The organism is Curtobacterium sp. MCBA15_013 (assembly GCF_001865095.1).
Classification (GTDB): domain Bacteria; phylum Actinomycetota; class Actinomycetes; order Actinomycetales; family Microbacteriaceae; genus Curtobacterium.
In genome coordinates, this window is the sequence record NZ_MJGQ01000086.1 from 132,186 (window position 1) to 147,365 (window position 15,180).

Genomic DNA, 15,180 nt, shown 5'->3' on the forward strand with positions numbered 1-15,180 from the left:
TCACCTGCGTGTCCCCCCGACACGATGGACGCAGCGTACCGGAAGCCGTCGATCCGCCGTGAATCCGCTGTCGGCACGCTGGTAACTTCGGCACCGAACCCGGCGTTCGTGCCGGGCGGAACGGAGACCCCAGCACCCCATGGCAGCACCCCGCACCGAACAGACCCGCTACGCCTTCGTCGTCGCCTCGAACCGCCTGCCGGTCGACCGCATCGTCGACGAGGACGGCAACGAGGGCTGGCGGCACTCGCCCGGCGGCCTCGTCACCGCACTCGAGCCGGTGATGCGCGCGAACGACGGTGCCTGGGTCGGCTGGGTCGGCCAGCCCGACGTCGAGGTCGCCCCGTTCGACAACGAGGGCATCCACATCGTGCCCGTCCCGCTGAGCAACGACGACGTCGAGGAGTACTACGAGGGGTTCAGCAACGACACCCTCTGGCCGCTCTACCACGACGTCATCGAGCACCCGAGCTACCACCGCGACTGGTGGAACGCGTACAAGCGCGTGAACCAGCGCTTCGCCGAGCAGATCGCCGAGATCGTCGAGCAGGACGGCATCGTCTGGGTGCAGGACTACCAGCTGCAGCTCGTCCCCGCGCTCCTCCGCGAGCTCCGCCCGGACCTGACGATCGGCTTCTTCAACCACATCCCGTTCCCGCCCGTCGGCATCTACGCCCAGCTCCCGTGGCGCGCACAGATCCTCGACGGCCTGCTCGGGGCGGACGTGATCGGCTTCCAGCGGCACGACGACGCGAGCGACTTCCTCCGGGCGGTCCGGCACATCAAGGGCTACACGACCAAGGGGCAGACGATCGACGTCCCCGTCGACGACCCGGACGCACCGCGCAGCCGCAAGGGCATCACGGTGCGGCACGTCGAGGCCCGGCACTTCCCGATCTCCATCGACGCCGCCGGCTTCGAGGAGATCGCGCACCGACCCGAGGTGCAGGAGCGCGCCCGTGAGATCCGTGCGAGCCTCGGCAACCCGAAGACCGTGCTGCTCGGTGTCGACCGCCTCGACTACACGAAGGGCATCCGCCACCGGATCAAGGCCTTCGGCGAACTCGTCGAGGACGGCCGCATCGCGGTCGAGGACGCCACCCTCGTGCAGGTCGCCAGCCCGAGCCGCGAGCGCGTCGACACGTACGCCACGCTCCGCGACGAGATCGAGCTCACGGTCGGCCGCATCAACGGCGACCTCGGCGTGATCGGACACCAGCCGATCGCCTACCTGCACCACGGCTACCCGCGCGAGGAGATGGTGGCGCTCTACCTCGCCGCCGACATCATGCTCGTCACGGCCCTCCGCGACGGCATGAACCTCGTCGCGAAGGAGTACGTCGCAGCCCGGTTCGACAACGACGGCGTCCTCATCCTGTCCGAGTTCGCCGGTGCCGCCGACGAACTGAAGCAGGCCGTCATCGTCAACCCGCACGACATCGGCGCGCTGAAGGACTCGATCCAGCGCGCGATCGAGATGCCCCGACGCGAACGCTCGACCCGCATGCGGGCCCTCCGCAAGCGCGTCCGCGACAACGACGTGGCGCGCTGGTCGCGCTCGTTCCTCGAGGCGCTCGACCGCCACGCCCCGAAGAACGCGCAGATCGACCCCTCCGCGGCGGACCCGAAGGACCAGCACCGCGAGGCGCAGACGGACAACATGTCGATCTTCGACCAGGACGCCCAGACGGCGCGTGCTGCCGAGGACACCCGGGAGGCGCGTGATGCCTGAGACGACCACCGACCAGACCGCCGTCGACCGGGCCCTCGAGACGCTCGCGGCTGCGCCGCGACTCATCGTCGCCCTCGACTTCGACGGCACGCTCGCGCCGTTCGCCGACGACCCCTCGCAGGTCGGCGCGCTGCCCGGCTCGTGGGCGGCCGTCCTCACCCTGCACCGGGCGAAGGACACCGAGGTCGTCCTGGTCTCCGGGCGCCCGCTGGACAGCCTCGCCGCGGTGACGCACGCCCCCGCCGAGATGGCCCTCGTCGGGTCGCACGGCGTCGAGTGGCGCGTCGACGGGCACGACGAAGCGGCCCTCACCGACGACGAGCAGGCTCGCGTGGCCCGGATCGGCACCGCGCTCGACGCGGTCGGGGAGCGGTTCCCGGGTGTCGTCATCGAGCACAAGCCGGCCGGCCACGGCGTGCACACCCGCCGGGTGAGCGCCGAGGTCGCGGCTGAAGCGAACGCCGCCGCGAGTGCCGCCGCGCACGAGGCCGACCCGGACGTCCTCGAACGCGGGGGCAAGGACATCCTCGAGTTCGCCGTCCGGCACGTCACCAAGGGCGACGCGATCGCCCGGCTGCGCGACCTGCACGGCGCCGACGCGGTGTTCTTCGCCGGCGACGACGTCACCGACGAGGACGCCTTCCGGGTGCTCCGCGACGGCGACGTCGGCGTGAAGGTGGGGGAGGGCGACACGCTCGCCGGCTACCGGGTCGCCGACCCCGCGGCGCTCACCGACGTGCTGAAGCAGCTCGCCCGGATCCGCGCCACGCGCTGACCCGCAGCGACCAGGCGGACCCGCACCGCGCCTCCTGGACCGCCCGTCACCCATGCGGATGCATGGAGTTGTCGGCTTGGTATCCCAACTGCGCCTAGACTCACCCCATGCCTGATATCGACGTCAAGCCGCGCAGCCGGGTCGTCACCGACGGGATCGAAGCAACCACCTCGCGTGGCATGCTGCGTGCCGTCGGGATGGGGGACGAGGACTGGGAGAAGCCGCAGATCGGCATCGCCTCCTCGTGGAACGAGATCACCCCGTGCAACCTCTCCCTCGACCGCCTCGCGCAGGGGGCGAAGGAGGGCGTCCACTCCGGCGGCGGGTACCCGCTCCAGTTCGGCACCATCTCCGTCTCCGACGGCATCTCGATGGGCCACGAGGGCATGCACTTCTCCCTCGTCTCGCGTGAGGTCATCGCCGACAGCGTCGAGACCGTCGTGAACGCCGAGCGGCTGGACGGCACCGTCCTGCTCGCCGGGTGCGACAAGTCCCTGCCCGGCATGCTCATGGCGGCCGCGCGCCTGGACCTCGCGAGCGTCTTCCTCTACGCGGGCTCGGTCATGCCGGGCTACGTGAAGCAGGCCGACGGCTCCTTCAAGGAGGTCACGATCATCGACTCCTTCGAGGGCGTCGGCGCGTGCAAGGCCGGCACCATGTCGGAGGAGGAACTCAAGAAGATCGAGTGTGCGATCGTCCCGGGCGAGGGCGCCTGCGGCGGCATGTACACCGCGAACACCATGGCGTCGGTCGCCGAGGCCCTCGGCATGTCGCTCCCCGGCTCGGCAGCGCCGCCCAGCGCCGACCGTCGTCGTGACTACTACGCGCACCGCTCCGGCGAGGCCGTGGTCAACATGCTCCGCCTGGGCCTCACCGCGCGCCAGATCCTCACGAAGGAGGCGTTCGAGAACGCCATCGCCGTCGCCATGGCACTCGGAGGCTCCACGAACGTCGTCCTCCACCTCCTCGCGATCGCGCACGAGGCCGAGGTCGAGCTCTCCCTCGACGACTTCAACCGCATCGGCTCGAAGGTCCCGCACCTCGCCGACATGAAGCCGTTCGGCAAGTACGTCATGGTCGACGTGGACCGCAACGGCGGCATCCCGGTGATCATGAAGGCGCTGCTCGACGCCGGCCTGCTGCACGGCGACGTCATGACCGTCACCGGCAAGACCCTCGCCGAGAACCTGGCCGAGATCGACCCGCCGGAGCTCGACGGCGAGGTGTTCCGGACGCTCGACAACCCGATCCACGCCACCGGTGGCCTGACGATCCTGCAGGGCTCCTTCGCGCCGGAGGGTGCCGTGGTGAAGACGGCCGGCTTCGACGCCGAGGTCTTCGAGGGCCCCGCGCGGGTGTTCGACCGCGAGCGCGCCGCCATGGACGCCCTCACCGAGGGGAGGATCCAGAAGGGCGACGTCGTCGTCATCCGGTACGAGGGCCCCAAGGGTGGCCCCGGCATGCGCGAGATGCTCGCCATCACGGCGGCCATCAAGGGCGCTGGACTCGGCAAGGATGTACTACTGTTGACGGACGGACGATTCTCAGGCGGCACAACCGGCCTGTGCATCGGCCACATCGCACCGGAAGCGGTGGACGCAGGTCCAGTCGCATTCGTGCGCGATGGCGACCGCATCCGTGTCGACATCGCGGCTCGCTCGCTCGACCTACTGGTCGACGAAGCCGAGCTGGAAGCCCGCCGAGAAGGCTGGGCCCCGCTGCCCCCGCGCTACACCCGCGGAGTCCTCGCGAAGTTCGCGAAGCTCGTCCAGTCCGCCGCCAAGGGCGCGGTCACGGGCTAGCGTCGACACACGCACCATCGCCATCACTCCAGGCAAGGAACACCTCATGCCCACGGAAGCCACTCCGCTGTCCGCGGCCGCCGGTGCACGCCGGACGCCGGAGATCCTGACCGGCTCGGGAGCCGTCCTCCGGACGCTCGAGCACCTCGGGATCACCGACGTCTTCGGCCTGCCGGGCGGTGCGATCATCCCGTTCTACGACGAGCTCATGGCGTCGCAGACGATCCGCCACGTCCTCGTCCGCCACGAGCAGGGCGCCGGCCACGCCGCCGAGGGCTACGCCTCGGCGTCCGGCAAGGTCGGCGTCGCCATCGCCACCTCGGGCCCCGGTGCGACGAACCTCGTCACCGCGATCGCCGACGCCTACATGGACTCGGTGCCGTTCATCGCGATCACGGGCCAGGTCTTCTCGACCCTGATGGGGACGGACGCCTTCCAAGAAGCCGACATCGTCGGCATCACGATGCCGATCACGAAGCACTCGTTCCTCGTGACCGACCCGGCCGACGTGCCGGCGACCCTCGCCGCGGCGCACCTCATCGCGACGACCGGACGGCCCGGCCCCGTGCTGGTCGACATCACGAAGGACGCCCAGCAGAAGTCGGCGCCGTACGTCTGGCCGCCGAAGATCGACCTGCCCGGCTACCGGCCGGTCACCAAGGCGCACGGCAAGCAGATCACCGCGGCCGCGCAGCTCCTCGCCGAGTCCGAGCGCCCGGTGCTCTACGTCGGCGGCGGTGTGATCCGCTCCCGGGCGACCGCCGAGCTGCTCCGCTTCGCCGAGGCCACCGGTGCGCCGGTCGTCACGACGCTGATGGCACGGGGCGCCTTCCCCGACTCGCACCCGCAGCACCTCGGCATGCCCGGCATGCACGGCACCGTCCCGGCGGTGCTCGGCCTGCAGGACAGCGACCTCATCATCGCGCTCGGCGCCCGCTTCGACGACCGCGTGACCGGCAAGGCCGACGAGTTCGCGCCGAACGCCAAGGTCGTGCACGTCGACATCGACCCGGCCGAGATCTCGAAGATCCGCTTCGCCGACGTCCCGATCGTGGGCGACGCGAAAGAGGTCCTGGTCGACCTGCTCGACGCGTGGGGCGGCATCCCGACCGACCAGCGTGCGAGCACCGCCGAGTGGTGGGCGAAGCTCGAGCAGCTCAAGGTCGACTTCCCGCTCGGCTACGCGGAGCCGACGGACGGACTGCTCGCGCCGCAGGCCATCATCAAGCGCATCGGCGAGCTGAGCGGCCCCGAGGCGATCTACGCCTCCGGCGTCGGGCAGCACCAGATGTGGTCGGCGCAGTTCATCAAGTACGAGCGTCCGAACGCCTGGCTGAACTCCGGCGGTGCGGGCACGATGGGGTACTCCGTCCCCGCCGCGATGGGCGCGAAGGTCGCCGAGCCGGACCGCGTGGTCTGGGCGATCGACGGCGACGGCTGCTTCCAGATGACCAACCAGGAGCTCGCGACCTGCGTCATCAACGACATCCCGATCAAGGTCGCGATCATCAACAACTCGTCGCTCGGCATGGTGCGGCAGTGGCAGACGCTGTTCTACGACGGCCGCCACTCGTTCACCGACCTCGAGACCGGCCACGACTCGCGCCGCGTGCCCGACTTCGTGAAGCTGGCGGACGCGTACGGAGCCCTCGGCATCCGCGTCGAGAAGGCGGACGAGGTCGACGCCGCCATCCAGCTCGCCCTCGAGACGAACGACCGCCCCGTGGTGATCGACTTCGTCGTGAGCCGCGACTCGATGGTCTGGCCGATGGTCCCGCAGGGAGTCAGCAACTCGTCCATCGAGTACGCCCAGGCCCTCGCCCCCACCTGGGACGACGAGGACGCCGACATGACGGGGGAAACCGCATGAGCCACGTCCTCTCCCTCCTCGTCGAGGACAAGCCGGGTCTGCTGACCCGCGTCGCCGGGCTGTTCGCGCGCCGCGGGTTCAACATCGAGTCCCTCGCGGTCGGCAACACCGAGGTCGACGGGCTCAGCCGGATCACGGTCGTCGTCGACGTCGAGGACCTCCCGCTCGAGCAGGTGACGAAGCAGCTCAACAAGCTGGTCAACGTCATCAAGATCGTCGAGCTGGACTTCTCCCAGTCCGTCCAGCGCGAGCACATGCTCGTGAAGGTGCGGGTGGACAACCAGACGCGCTCGGCCGTGCTCGAGGCAGTGAACCTGTTCCGTGCGCAGGTCGTCGACGTCGCGAACGACTCGCTCATCGTCGAGGTGACCGGCGACCCCGGCAAGATCCAGGCGATCCTCCGCGTGCTCGAGCCCTACGGCATCAAGGAGCTCGCCCGTGCGGGCCTCCTCGGCATGGGCCGTGGGCCCAAGAGCATCACCGACCGGGTGCGCTGACCGCGACCCGTGACGGACTGGAGGCGCGGGTCGCCACCCGCACCGCGCCTCCAGGCCGTCTCCTCCCGACTCACCGCAACCAACGCTTCCCGAACCGACCACAGGAGAACCACCACCGTGACTGACATCGTGTACGACGCCGACGCCGACCTGACGCTCATCCAGGGCAAGAACGTCGCCGTCATCGGGTACGGCTCGCAGGGCCACGCCCACGCCCTCAACCTCCGCGACAGCGGCGTCGAGGTCAAGATCGGCCTGCAGGAGGGCTCGAAGAGCCGCCAGAAGGCGGAAGAAGCCGGCTTCGAGGTCCTCACCCCGGCCGACGCCACGGCCTGGGCGGACGTCGTCGTCATCCTCGCGCCGGACCAGGTCCAGCGCATCGTCTACAAGGACGACATCGAGCCCAACCTCAAGCCGGGCGCCACGCTCGTCTTCGGCCACGGCTTCAACATCCGCTTCGGCTACATCCAGGCGCCGGAGGGCGTCGACGTGTCGCTCGTCGCACCCAAGGGCCCGGGGCACACCGTGCGCCGCGAGTACGAGGCCGGCCGTGGCGTCCCCGTGATCGTCGCCGTCGAGGTCGACGCGTCCGGCTCCGCCTGGGACCTCGCGTGGTCGTACTCGAAGGCCATCGGCGGCCTCCGCTCCGGCGGCATCAAGACGACCTTCACCGAGGAGACCGAGACCGACTTGTTCGGCGAGCAGGCCGTCCTGTGCGGTGGCACCTCGCAGCTCATCCAGTACGGCTTCGAGACCCTGGTCGAGGCCGGCTACCAGCCGCAGATCGCCTACTTCGAGGTCCTGCACGAGCTCAAGCTCATCGTCGACCTCATCTGGGAGGGCGGCCTCACGAAGCAGCGCTGGTCGATCTCCGACACGGCCGAGTTCGGTGACTACGTCTCCGGCCCGCGCGTGATCTCGCCCGAGGTCAAGGAGAACATGAAGGCCGTCCTCGCGGACATCCAGAACGGTGCCTTCGCGAAGCGCTTCATCGACGACCAGGACGCCGGTGCGCCGGAGTTCAAGGCACTCCGCGCCAAGGGCGAGGGCCACCCGATCGAGGCGACCGGTCGCGAGCTGCGCGCCCTCTTCGCGTGGAAGTCGAACGACGCCGACTACGTGGACGGTTCCGCCGCGCGGTAGTCTTCGCAACACCACTCGACGACGAGGCGGCGGTGCACCCGCACCGCCGCCTCGCGATGTGACCCGAACGTTATGCAGCACTTCACCACCAGCCCCGACGCCGCCCACCGGCGTCCCCTCGGCGTTCCCGGGGACGTTTCGCGACGACCGTCGTCCGGCCCGGACATGGGCGGTCCTCAGGTCGTCGTCCAGCATGGGAGGATCGTCGGATGGCGGTGACGAAGCGAGCGGTCCACATCGGCGCCGGCAAGATCGGACGCGGGTTCGTGGGGCAGTTCCTGGTCGCGAGCGGCTACGAGCTCACCTTCGTGGACGTCGACGACCGCGTCGTCTCGGCACTGAACGAAGCCGGCCGGTTCGTCGTGCACGAGGTCGGCGAGATGCCGGTCGAGCACCTGGTCTACGGGTTCACGGCCCTCAGCAGCAAGACCGACCGCGAGCAGGTCGTCCGGGCCATCGCCGAGGCCGACGTCGTCACGACCGCGGTCGGCGCCCGGACCCTCCCGCTCGTCGCCCCCGTCATCGCCGAGGGGCTGGCGGCCCGGCCGCTCGACCGCGGCGACGTCACGATCGTGGCGTGCGAGAACGCCTTCAACGCGACGGACTCCCTGCACGCCAGCATCCGTCGTGCCCCCATCCTCGAGGACCGCGACATCGCCGCCGTCTTCGCGAACTGCGCCATCGACCGCATCGTCCCCGACCAGTCCGGGGTGCTCGGCCAGTCCGGCGGCCTCGACGTCGTGCTCGAGCCGTTCTACGAGTGGGTCATCGAGCGCACGCCCTTCGCCGACTCCGATGCCGAGCCGCCCGCGATCGACGGCGTGACCTGGGTCGACGACCTGCAGCCGTTCGTCGAGCGCAAGCTCTACACGGTGAACACCGCGCACGCGACGGCCGCCTACCACGGCTACGTCCGGGGCATCCGGCTCATCCGCGAGGCCCTCGAGGACGAGGCCGTCCGCGCCGAGGTCGACGGCGTCCTCGCCGAGACCACCGCGCTCCTCGTCGCCAAGCACGGCTTCGACCCGGAGGAGCACGCGCGCTACGTCGCCGCGAACCTCTCCCGCATCGCGAACCCGCACCTCCCGGACACGACCGTCCGCGTCGGACGCAACCCGCTCCGGAAGCTCGGCCGCCGCGAGCGCTTCGTCGGCCCGGCCGCGCAGCTCGCCGAACGCGGGCTCCCCGTCGACCACCTGCTCGGCGCCGTGCGCGTCGCGCTCGACTTCGACGACGAGAACGACCCCGAGTCGATCGAGCTGCACGCGCTGCTCCGCTCGGGTGCGACGGCACACGCCCTCACCGAGATCCTCACCGGCCTGATGGAGAGCCACCCGCTGTTCCCCGCGGTGCGCGAGGTCGTCGCCGAGGTCCTCGAGACCCAGCCCGCCGACGTCTGACCGGCGGCCGCACAGGTCGTCCGTGGTCGAGCCGGAGCGGCACGCCTCGTAGAATCGAGGCATGACCACGGCAGCATCCCCGCCCGACGGCTCGGTCGACCACGACGACGACGCCCTCAGCTGGGGCGACGCCGACGACGCGACCCACGTCGACGCGGCGCACAACCCGGTCACCGTCAAGGAACGCTCCGGCCGTGACCCCGAGGCCCCAGAGACCTCCGGCGCGCTCATCGGGTTCGGCGTCTTCGGTGGCCTGTACCTGCTCTACACGGTGGCCTGGCTGCTCACGGCCTCGACCTCGTACGTCTCGGACGTCGACACCGTGCTGACCGTCTTCGTCGAGGTCCTCCGGTTCCTGTCGATCGTCGCGCCCGCGCTGTGGTTCACCGTCGTGCTCTGGGCCGGCCGTGGACAGCGCACGCGGAGCCGTCTGCTGTGGATGCTGCTCGGCGCCCTCGTCCTCTTCCCGTGGCCCTTCCTCATGACGCGGAGCTTCGGGTGACCGCCGCGACGCCGACCGTCCGTCGGTCGTCCCGGGCGTTCGTCGGCAAGGTCGTCGTCTGGCTCGTGTTCGCCCTGCTGTTCGCGTACATGACCGTGCAGAGCGTCGGCAACCTCGTGACCGTCTCGCAGTCCGTCCGCGCGTTCAACGCGTTCCTCGGCACGACGTCCGGCGGCGACTCGCTGGCCCGCAGCACCCCGTGGGTGTGGCTCGTGCTGGACATCGCGATCGCGCCGGTCGCGTTCGTCGTCGCGCTGTGGGTGAGCCGTCGCGCGCGGCTCGCGGTGACGATCGGCGTCTTCGTCCTCGCGTTCGCCGCCGCCGGCGCGCTGTGGCTCGATCTGCAGCTCTTCGTGCCGCGGCTGCTGGATTTCTGACGGTCCGTCCGACGGCCAGGAGGCGCGGTGCCGGCTGGCACCGCGCCTCCCGTCCGTCGTGTGGTCGCCCACCGGACCGCCCCTGCGGTCGTAACCACGTGCGCACGTCGATACGATGGTGGGATACCGCCCGTCTCGTGTGAGGAAACTGCAGCTGTGCCGAAGCCGGTCGTCCTGATCGCCGAAGAACTCTCGCCCGCCACAGTCGACGCCCTCGGGCCCGACTTCGAGATCCGGAACGTGGACGGTACCGACCGCCCCGCCCTCCTGGCCTCCCTCGCCGACGCGCACGCCATCCTGGTGCGCTCCGCCACCAAGGTCGACGCCGAGGCGATCGCCGCGGCCCCGAACCTCAAGGTCGTCGCCCGTGCCGGTGTCGGCCTCGACAACGTCGACATCAAGGCGGCCACCACCGCCGGGGTGATGGTCGTCAACGCGCCGACGTCGAACATCATCTCCGCCGCCGAGCTCACGGTCGGCCACATCCTGTCGCTCGCGCGCCACATCCCGGCCGCTCACGCGTCGCTCGCGGCCGGCACCTGGAAGCGCTCCGCGTACACCGGTGTCGAGCTGTACGAGAAGACCGTCGGCATCATCGGCCTCGGCCGCATCGGTGCGCTCATCACCCAGCGCCTGCAGGCGTTCGGCGTCCAGGTGATCGCGTACGACCCGTACGTCACCACGGCCCGTGCCCAGCAGCTCGGGGTCGAGCTCGTCTCGCTCGAGGACCTGCTCAAGCGCGCCGACTTCACCACGATCCACATGCCGAAGACGCCGGAGACGGTCGGCATGATCTCGGACGACCAGTTCGCGCTCATGAAGCCGACCGCGTTCGTCGTGAACGTCGCCCGTGGCGGACTGATCGACGAGGACGCGCTGCACCGTGCGCTCACCTCGAACACGATCGCCGGCGCCGGTCTCGACGTCTTCGTGTCCGAGCCCCCGAAGGACTCGCCGCTCGTCGCGCTCCCGAACGTCGTCGTCACGCCGCACCTCGGTGCCTCGACGGACGAAGCGCAGGAGAAGGCGGGCGTCTCGGTCGCCAAGTCCGTGCGGCTCGCTCTCGGCGGCGAACTCGTCCCCGACGCGGTCAACGTCGCCGGTGGCGTCATCGACCCGTACGTGCGCCCCGGCATCCCGCTCGTCGAGAAGCTCGGTCAGGTGTTCACCGGCCTCGCCACGTCGCCCGTCACCAGCATCGACGTCGAGGTGCACGGCGAGCTCGCCGAGTTCGACGTCAGCGTGCTGAAGCTCGCTGCGCTCAAGGGCGTCTTCACCGACGTCGTCAGCGACCAGGTGTCCTACGTGAACGCACCGTTGATCGCCGAGCAGCGCGGGGTCACCGTGCGGCTCATCACCGACTCGGACAGCCCCGAGTACCGGAACGTGCTCACGATCCGCGGGGCCCAGTCCGACGGCCCGGCGATCAGCGTGTCCGGCACGCTCACCGGCCCGAAGCAGGTCGCGAAGCTCGTCGAGATCAACGGTCACGACGTCGAGGTCGCCCTCGCCGAGCACCACGTGGTGATGGAGTACACCGACCGGCCCGGCATCGTCGCGGTCTACGGCAAGGAGTTCGGCGACGCCGGCATCAACATCGCGGCGATGCAGATCTCGCGGGAAGCCGCCGGCGGCCAGGCGCTGAGCGTCCTCACCGTCGACTCGCCGGTCCCGGCCGAGATCCTCGAGCACGTCCGGTCCACGATCGACGCGGCCTCGCTCCGCGAGATCGACATCACGCTGTAGGGGAGTGGCGGACATGACGCAGACGGTGAAGCTCGCGGTGATCCGCGGGGACGGCATCGGACCCGAGGTGGTCGACGAGGCGCTGAAGGTCCTGCACGCCGTGCTGCCGGACGACCTCGTGGTGGAGGAGACCCCGTTCTCCCTCGGCGCCGACCGGTTCCTCGCGACCGGTGACATCCTCACCGAGGACGACATGTCCGCCATCGCCACCCACGACGCGATCCTGCTCGGCGCGGTCGGTGGCGACCCCCGCGACCCCCGGCTCGCGGGCGGGATCATCGAGCGCGGGCTGCTGCTGAAGCTGCGGTTCGCCTTCGACCACTACGTGAACCTGCGCCCGACCGTCGTCTACCCGTCGGTGACGACGCCGCTGACGTCCCCCGGTGACGTCGACTTCGTGGTCGTGCGCGAGGGCACCGAGGGACCGTACGTCGGCAACGGCGGCGCCATCCGCGTCGGGACCCCGCAGGAGATCGCGACCGAGGTCTCGTTGAACACCGCGTACGGCGTCGAGCGCGTCGTCCGGTACGCGTTCGAGCTGGCGGACCGGCGGCCGCGCAAGCACCTCACGCTCGTGCACAAGAGCAACGTCCTGGTGCACGCCGGAGCCCTCTGGCAGCGCACCGTCGCGGCCGTCGGGCAGGAGTACCCGGACGTCTCGGTGGACTACCAGCACGTCGACGCCGTCACCATCCACATGGTGCGCGAACCTGCTAGGTTCGACGTCATCGTCACCGACAACCTCTTCGGGGACATCATCACCGACCTGGCCGGCGCGATCAGCGGCGGCATCGGTCTGGCGGCCTCGGGCAACATCAACCCGGACGGCACCTTCCCCAGCATGTTCGAGCCGGTCCACGGCTCCGCGCCGGACATCGCGGGTCAGCAGAAGGCCGATCCCACGGCCGCCATCCTGTCCGTCGCACTGCTGCTCGACCACATCGGTCGCAGCGACCTCGCGGCGGCGGTCACGCGGGCGGTCGAGGCCGACCTCGCCGACCGGGGCACCTCGCAGCGTCGCACGGCCGAGATCGGCGACGCCATCGCCGCCGCGGCCACGGCACGCACCACCACCGCCTGACAGGAGTCTCCCCGTATGAGCACCGACACCGACTTCGGACTCGCGTTCGCCACCACCCCCTCACCCGAGCGCCGTGCCGCCGCCGAGCGCGAGGAGATCCTCGCCGACCCGGGCTTCGGCAAGCACTTCACGGACCACATGGCCACCGTGCAGTGGACGCTGGACGCCGGGTGGCACGATGCCTCGGTCCACCCGTACGGGCCGATCAGCCTCGACCCCAGCGCGAGCGTCCTGCACTACGCGCAGGAGATCTTCGAGGGGCTGAAGGCCTACCGGCACGCCGACGGCTCGGTCTGGACGTTCCGCCCGGACGCCAACGCTCGGCGCTTCCAGCGGTCCGCGCGGCGGCTCGCGCTGCCGGAGCTGCCGGTGGAGACCTTCGTGGACTCCATCCGCGAGCTGGTCCGGACCGACGTCGACTGGGTGCCCTCGGCGCCCGAGACGAGCCTGTACCTGCGGCCGTTCATGATCGCGACCGAGTCGTTCCTGGGGGTGCGTGCGGCACAGGCGGTGGCGTACCACTGCATCGCGAGCCCGGCGGGGGCGTACTTCACCTCCGGACCGAAGCCGGTGTCGATCTGGCTGTCCACGAACTACGCCCGGGCCGGCAAGGGCGGCACGGGTGCGGCGAAGACGGGCGGCAACTACGCCTCGTCGCTCCTGCCCCAGCAAGAGGCCTACGAGCACGGCTGCCAGCAGGTCATGTTCCTCGACTCGGTCGAGGGCAAGTACCTCGAGGAACTCGGCGGCATGAACGTCGTGCTGGTGAAGGCGGACGGCACGCTCGTCACGCCGGACTCCGACTCCATCCTCGAGGGCATCACGCGCGACTCGATCCTGCAGCTGGCGGAGGACCGTGGGCTGCGCGTCGAACGCCGTCGGGTGACCCTCGACGAGTGGCGTGACGGCGTCGAGGACGGCTCCATCACCGAGGCCTTCGCGTGCGGGACCGCCGCCGTCGTGACCCCGATCGCGGAACTCCGCGGCGAGGGCTTCACGATCGGGTCGCCGACCGTCGGGGCCGGCGAGCTGACGATGTCCCTGCGCGACGAACTCACCGACATCCAGTACGGCCGCCGTCCCGACCCGCACGGGTGGATGACGCGCCTGACCGACCCGGCCTGAACGCACACCACACGTCGATAGGCTCCAACGGTGAAGATCGCACGGTTCAGCAGCAAGGGCGAAGACCCCCGGTACGGCATCCTCGACGAGCGCGACCTGGTCGTGCTGGCGGGTGACCCGATGTACCAGGGGTTCGAGACCACGGGGGAGCGGGTGCCCCTGGCGGACGCCAAGCTCCTCGCCCCCGTCATCCCGCGGTCGAAGGTGATCGGCGTGGGGCTCAACTACGCCGAGCACGCGTCCGAGATGGATGAGCGCTCCGGGGACGACCCGGTGGTGTTCCTCAAGCCCAACACGTCGGTGATCGGCCCCGAGGACCCGATCCGTCTCCCCGCCGGGGTCGGACGCGTCGACCACGAGGGCGAGCTCGCCATCGTGATCGGGTCGCTCGCGAAGAACGTCACGCGCGAGGACTTCGCGAGCGTGATCCTCGGCTACACGATCGCCAACGACGTGACCGCCCGTGACCTGCAGGCGCGCGACGGCCAGTGGACACGGTCCAAGGGCTTCGACACCTTCTGCCCGCTCGGGCCGGCGATCGAGACCGAGATCGACCCATCGGACATCCGCATCGAGACCCGCGTGGACGGCGACCTGCGCCAGGTGGGCTCGACGAGCGAGATGGTGCACGACATCCCGTCCCTCATCGAGTTCGTCTCGTCGATCTGGACGCTCCTGCCCGGCGACGTCATCCTGACCGGCACCCCTGCCGGCGTCGGCGAGATCCGCGACGGCGAGGTCGTCGAGGTGACGATCGAGGGGATCGGCACACTGAAGAACCCGGTCATCGCCAAGCACTGACACGCATCACCGAACGGCCCGCTCCCACCGTGGGGGCGGGCCGTTCCGCGTCTCCGCGCGGATCGGCCCGTGCGACACGCCCGGGGTGCGGGACGGTTGGCGGGGCCCCCGGGGCGTGTGTAGAGTAATCACTCGTTGCCGCTGAGGCGGAGAACGGAACGGCCGAGACGGTCACCGGAGCGAACGCCCCGGAGATGCAGTCCGGACGGGGTCCCGCTCAGGCAACGAATCCCGATGACGATCCACTCTCGAAGTGGTCTGTTCGGGGTGAGACGAAATGCCTCTCTGACGACGCTCGTGTTCCACGAGTCGAGTGGGGAGTGCGTCTG

At 70.1% G+C, this 15,180-nt stretch carries 13 protein-coding genes; all 13 read left to right on the forward strand.

Features of this window, described 5'->3' with window-relative positions:
* Positions 1 to 139 precede the first annotated feature (139 nt).
* The 13 genes from otsA to BIV01_RS18810 all read left to right on the forward strand — a co-directional run bounded on the left by otsA (position 140) and on the right by BIV01_RS18810 (position 14,851).
* A complete protein-coding gene (gene otsA / locus BIV01_RS18750) occupies positions 140 to 1,732 on the forward strand; it encodes an alpha,alpha-trehalose-phosphate synthase (UDP-forming) (protein ID WP_070418525.1) in 1,593 nt (530 codons plus the stop codon).
* Positions 1,725 to 2,507, forward strand: coding sequence for a trehalose-phosphatase (gene otsB, locus BIV01_RS18755; protein WP_071303818.1), 783 nt, complete (start codon positions 1,725 to 1,727; stop codon positions 2,505 to 2,507). Before otsA ends, otsB begins: the two co-directional genes overlap by 8 nt.
* A 107-nt stretch (positions 2,508 to 2,614) precedes the next feature.
* Positions 2,615 to 4,309, forward strand: coding sequence for a dihydroxy-acid dehydratase (ilvD, locus tag BIV01_RS18760; RefSeq protein ID WP_071303819.1), 1,695 nt, complete (start codon positions 2,615 to 2,617; stop codon positions 4,307 to 4,309).
* 46 nt (positions 4,310 to 4,355) lie between these two features.
* Positions 4,356 to 6,179 (forward strand): acetolactate synthase large subunit, encoded by a 1,824-nt coding sequence (locus BIV01_RS18765; protein WP_070418528.1) that lies wholly within the window; start codon positions 4,356 to 4,358, stop codon positions 6,177 to 6,179.
* Positions 6,176 to 6,676, forward strand: coding sequence for an acetolactate synthase small subunit (ilvN, locus tag BIV01_RS18770; protein WP_022907763.1), 501 nt, complete (start codon positions 6,176 to 6,178; stop codon positions 6,674 to 6,676). Before BIV01_RS18765 ends, ilvN begins: the two co-directional genes overlap by 4 nt.
* Before the next feature lie 117 nt (positions 6,677 to 6,793).
* Positions 6,794 to 7,819 carry a ketol-acid reductoisomerase gene (gene ilvC / locus BIV01_RS18775; RefSeq protein ID WP_071303820.1) on the forward strand — a complete coding sequence of 342 codons (1,026 nt, stop codon included), beginning with the start codon at positions 6,794 to 6,796 and terminating at the stop codon, positions 7,817 to 7,819.
* A 209-nt stretch (positions 7,820 to 8,028) separates the two neighbouring features.
* Positions 8,029 to 9,219, forward strand: a complete 1,191-nt coding sequence (locus BIV01_RS18780) for a mannitol-1-phosphate 5-dehydrogenase (protein ID WP_070418530.1) — start codon at positions 8,029 to 8,031, stop codon at positions 9,217 to 9,219.
* Positions 9,220 to 9,280: 61 nt separating this feature from the next.
* On the forward strand, positions 9,281 to 9,721 hold the full coding sequence (locus tag BIV01_RS18785) for a hypothetical protein (protein WP_070418531.1): 441 nt from the start codon (positions 9,281 to 9,283) through the stop codon (positions 9,719 to 9,721).
* Positions 9,718 to 10,098 (forward strand): hypothetical protein, encoded by a 381-nt coding sequence (locus BIV01_RS18790; protein WP_071303821.1) that lies wholly within the window; start codon positions 9,718 to 9,720, stop codon positions 10,096 to 10,098. The genes BIV01_RS18785 and BIV01_RS18790 overlap by 4 nt, the downstream gene beginning before the upstream one ends.
* A gap of 156 nt (positions 10,099 to 10,254) precedes the next feature.
* On the forward strand, positions 10,255 to 11,844 hold the full coding sequence (gene serA, locus BIV01_RS18795) for a phosphoglycerate dehydrogenase (protein WP_071294936.1): 1,590 nt from the start codon (positions 10,255 to 10,257) through the stop codon (positions 11,842 to 11,844).
* A 13-nt stretch (positions 11,845 to 11,857) separates the two neighbouring features.
* Positions 11,858 to 12,925 carry a 3-isopropylmalate dehydrogenase gene (locus tag BIV01_RS18800; RefSeq protein WP_071303828.1) on the forward strand — a complete coding sequence of 356 codons (1,068 nt, stop codon included), beginning with the start codon at positions 11,858 to 11,860 and terminating at the stop codon, positions 12,923 to 12,925.
* A gap of 15 nt (positions 12,926 to 12,940) precedes the next feature.
* Positions 12,941 to 14,050 carry a branched-chain amino acid aminotransferase gene (locus BIV01_RS18805; protein ID WP_071294937.1) on the forward strand — a complete coding sequence of 370 codons (1,110 nt, stop codon included), beginning with the start codon at positions 12,941 to 12,943 and terminating at the stop codon, positions 14,048 to 14,050.
* Between the two features lie 30 nt (positions 14,051 to 14,080).
* Positions 14,081 to 14,851, forward strand: a complete 771-nt coding sequence (locus BIV01_RS18810; RefSeq protein WP_070418535.1) for a fumarylacetoacetate hydrolase family protein — start codon at positions 14,081 to 14,083, stop codon at positions 14,849 to 14,851.
* Positions 14,852 to 15,180: the final 329 nt, after the last annotated feature.

Coding starts and splice junctions, on each gene's coding strand:
- otsA (WP_070418525.1), top strand. CDS start 140: ATGGCAGCACCCCGCACCGAACAGACCCGCTACGCCTTCGTCGTCGCC.
- BIV01_RS18780 (WP_070418530.1), top strand. CDS start 8,029: ATGGCGGTGACGAAGCGAGCGGTCCACATCGGCGCCGGCAAGATCGGA.
- ilvD (WP_071303819.1), top strand. CDS start 2,615: ATGCCTGATATCGACGTCAAGCCGCGCAGCCGGGTCGTCACCGACGGG.
- BIV01_RS18765 (WP_070418528.1), top strand. CDS start 4,356: ATGCCCACGGAAGCCACTCCGCTGTCCGCGGCCGCCGGTGCACGCCGG.
- ilvN (WP_022907763.1), top strand. CDS start 6,176: ATGAGCCACGTCCTCTCCCTCCTCGTCGAGGACAAGCCGGGTCTGCTG.
- otsB (WP_071303818.1), top strand. CDS start 1,725: ATGCCTGAGACGACCACCGACCAGACCGCCGTCGACCGGGCCCTCGAG.
- BIV01_RS18800 (WP_071303828.1), top strand. CDS start 11,858: ATGACGCAGACGGTGAAGCTCGCGGTGATCCGCGGGGACGGCATCGGA.
- BIV01_RS18805 (WP_071294937.1), top strand. CDS start 12,941: ATGAGCACCGACACCGACTTCGGACTCGCGTTCGCCACCACCCCCTCA.
- BIV01_RS18785 (WP_070418531.1), top strand. CDS start 9,281: ATGACCACGGCAGCATCCCCGCCCGACGGCTCGGTCGACCACGACGAC.